Annotated in this window: 5 protein-coding genes; all 5 read right to left on the bottom strand. The window is 77.7% G+C overall.

The annotated features are described in order from the left end of the window. Positions 1-182, bottom strand: a 182-nt coding sequence (locus F9B16_RS49890; RefSeq protein WP_225992678.1) for a hypothetical protein, incomplete at its 3' end; no start/stop codon positions are given. Beyond that, entirely contained in the window at positions 179-652 is a 474-nt protein-coding gene (locus F9B16_RS49885) for a hypothetical protein (RefSeq protein ID WP_151547266.1), read from the bottom strand. The genes F9B16_RS49890 and F9B16_RS49885, both read right to left, overlap by 4 nt. Beyond that, positions 649-1821, bottom strand: a complete 1173-nt coding sequence (locus F9B16_RS49880; protein ID WP_151547265.1) for a molybdopterin-dependent oxidoreductase — start codon at positions 1819-1821, stop codon at positions 649-651. The genes F9B16_RS49885 and F9B16_RS49880 overlap by 4 nt, the downstream gene beginning before the upstream one ends. After that, on the bottom strand, positions 1797-2414 hold the full coding sequence (locus F9B16_RS49875) for a class I SAM-dependent methyltransferase (RefSeq protein ID WP_151547264.1): 618 nt from the start codon (positions 2412-2414) through the stop codon (positions 1797-1799). The genes F9B16_RS49880 and F9B16_RS49875 overlap by 25 nt, the downstream gene beginning before the upstream one ends. Next, the coding region (locus tag F9B16_RS49870; RefSeq protein WP_151547263.1) for a TIGR04282 family arsenosugar biosynthesis glycosyltransferase at positions 2411-2912 on the bottom strand (502 nt) is incomplete at its 5' end. The genes F9B16_RS49875 and F9B16_RS49870, both read right to left, overlap by 4 nt.

Here is a 2912-nt window from a genome sequence, read left to right as displayed (position 1 = left end):
CGCGCGTGCAGCGGCGGCAGCGCGTCCTCGGTGGCGAGCCCGGCGCGCCGCAGGTGCCAACCGACCGTGAACACCGCCGCGATGCCCGCCGCCCACACCGCCACGGCGATCCATCCCGGCCGGTTCCCTCGCCCGGCGCCCGGGGCCGTCGCGTTCGGGGCCCGGGTGTCGGTGGCGGTCATTTGCCCCGCTCCCTCTTCGGCGGCGGGACGGCGCGGTGCGCGCCGCCGCCCGCGGCGTCCCGGCGGCGGCGCCGGGTGATCATCTGCGCCGCCAGCACCGCGACCGCCACCGCGCCGATCACGCCGACGACGATCGCGAGGTTGCGGCCGTAGGGCAGCGGCAGCTGCGACGGGACGTCCGGGCGGCGCCCGTAGCCCAGCACGAGCGGGATCGCGACCGCCGTCACGCACGCCGCGACGAGCAGCGCGCCGCGCAGCACCCGCCGGTAGGCGACCGGGATCCAGCCCGTCACCGCGCCCGCGACCAGCACCGCCGGGACCAGCACCCCGTCGTGCAGGACCGCGGCGCCCGCGAACCACGCCGCCCAGCGCCCGACGGGGACGTCCGCGACGATCCCGCTCAGCCCGTAGCCGATCAGCGCCAGGCCCCCCGCGTACGCCGCCGCGTGCGTGAGCGTGCGCGCGTTCACCGGACCACCAGCCGCTCGACCCACTTGGTCTGCATGACGCCGGGGCGGTTCGGCGCGATGAGCCGGCACGGGTACCCGTGGTCGAGGTCGAGCGGCTCGCCGTTCACCCGCAGCGCCAGCAGCGTGAGGGGGTCGTGCCAGTGCGGCGGCCGGACCTCCGAGGTGCGGTAGAGGCCGTAGCGCTCCAGCGACTCGACGCGGACGTCGGCGTCGTCGTCGACGCCCGCCATGCGCAGCACGTCCCGCAGCCGCACGCCCTGCCAGGTCGCCTCGGCGCTCCAGCCCTCCACGCACGCGATCGGCAGCCGCGCCGTCCGCATCGGCATCGCCTGCAGCTGCGCCAGCGACAGGGTCAGCTCGCGCCGGACGCGTCCGGTGACGGTGAGCCGCCAGCCCGGGTCGCGGGCGAGCGCGGTGACGCCCGACCCGGCGGCGGACTTGTTGACCGGCAGGCCCTGCGGCCCGATCCCGGGACGGCGCGGCGCGAGCACCGCCAGCCGCGCCAGCGGCGACACCGTCTCCCCCACGGTGGTCGCGACGACGACGCCGCTCGCGCCGAACACCGTCAGCAGGAACGTGCGGCGGCGCAGCCCGTCGGCCGGCCGCGTCATCACGGTGCGGCGCGTCTTGGCCCACTCGTTGGCGACGTGGATCAGCAGCGCGCCGATGATGATGTAGGCGGTCCAGTAGTGCGCGGTGGTGAAGAAGAACCGGAACGCGTACCAGTAGTCGATGTTCATCACGCCGGTGACCAGCTGGAACAGCGACCCGCCGACGAGCACGAACACCAGCAGCCGCTCGACCGCGTGCCCGGCCGAGCGGGCGGGCGGCCACTGCAGCAGCCGCGGGTAGACCGTCCACAGCTTGGCCAGCAGCAGCGGCACCGCCGCCAGGCCGGTCATGACGTGCAGCCCCTGGGTGACCCGGTACAGGTTCACCGGGCGCGACGGCCACGTCATCCAGTTCGGCGGGTTCTGCATCAGGTGGCTGACCAGCCCGGTGCAGAACGCGACGAGGAAGCAGGCGCCGAGCGCGATGCCGAGCCACGCGGCGACGCGCTCGTCGTGCAGGCGGCTGGTGAAGCGCTCCGGCAGCGTCGTCAGCGCCGCCGGCGGCTCCGGCAGCCTCCCGCGGAGCGGCCTGGTCAGGAGCGCAGGGCGACGAACCATCGGCCGGCCTCCTCCCACCGTTCGGTGACCTCGGCCGCGCACGCGGCGGCCAGCGCGCCGGCGCCGTCGGCGGACACGTGCGCCCAGGGGAACCATTCGCCGACCGCGCGGCCCGACCGCAGCCGCAGCGGCTCGGTCCGCGACCCGGCGCCCGGCGGGTCCACCTCCACCAGCGCCCGGCCGCCCGGCCCCAGCAGCGCCAGGACGCGGCGCAGCAGCACGGCGGGGTCGCCGCCGATGCCGATGTTGCCGTCGGCCAGCAGCACCGTCCGCCACCGCCCGGTGCCCGGCACCCGCCCGAACACGTCGCGGCACAGGGCCGGGGCGCCCGCCGCGATCGTCAGCGCGACCGCGCGCGGCGCCACGTCGATGCCGAGCACCGGCAGGCCGCGGCGGGCCAGCGCCGCCGTCAGCCGTCCCGGGCCCGACCCGACGTCCAGGGTGGCGCCGGCGCAGCGGTCCAGCAGCCCGGCGTCGCCGGGGCGCAGCGCCAGCCAGTCCTGCACCGGCAGCGGACGGCGGCGGCCGTCGGCGTGCTCGATCTCCACCGGCGCGGCGCCCCGCAGCGCCTCCTCGTACAGTTCGCCGATCATGCCGGGACGGTCCCTTCGGCGACCCTGGCCCCGAGGGCGCGGACGGCCGCGGCGAACCGGCCGCCGGGCGCCTGCGCTGCGACGGCCTCGGCGTCGGGCGGGGTGTCGACGTCGGTCAGCTCCGGCATCGCCGCGACGGTGAGGCCGGCGGCGCGCAGGCGGGCGAGCTGGAGCGTTCCGGTGTCGGGGCGCGACATCGGGACGCCGAGCAGCAGCCGCTCGTCGGGGCGGCGCAGCCCCAGCAGCCAGAACCCGCCGTCGCGGGCCGCGCCGAACACCGCGTCGTGCCCGCGCACCGCGCGCCCGGCGCGGGCCAGCAGCGCGGGCGTGACCTGCGGGGTGTCCATCCCGATCAGGACGAGCGGGCGGCCGTCGTAGGCGTCGGCGAAGGCGTGCGCGAGCCGCTCGTCCAGCCCGCCGCCGCGCTGCGCGACCACGGCGAAGCCGCGCGGCAGCCACGGGCCCGGCGCCCCCGACAGCGCGAGGACGCGGCGGCGC

The organism is Actinomadura montaniterrae, from assembly GCF_008923365.1.
Lineage (GTDB): Bacteria > Actinomycetota > Actinomycetes > Streptosporangiales > Streptosporangiaceae > Spirillospora > Spirillospora montaniterrae.
This window is presented reverse-complemented; position numbering and strand designations above follow the sequence as displayed.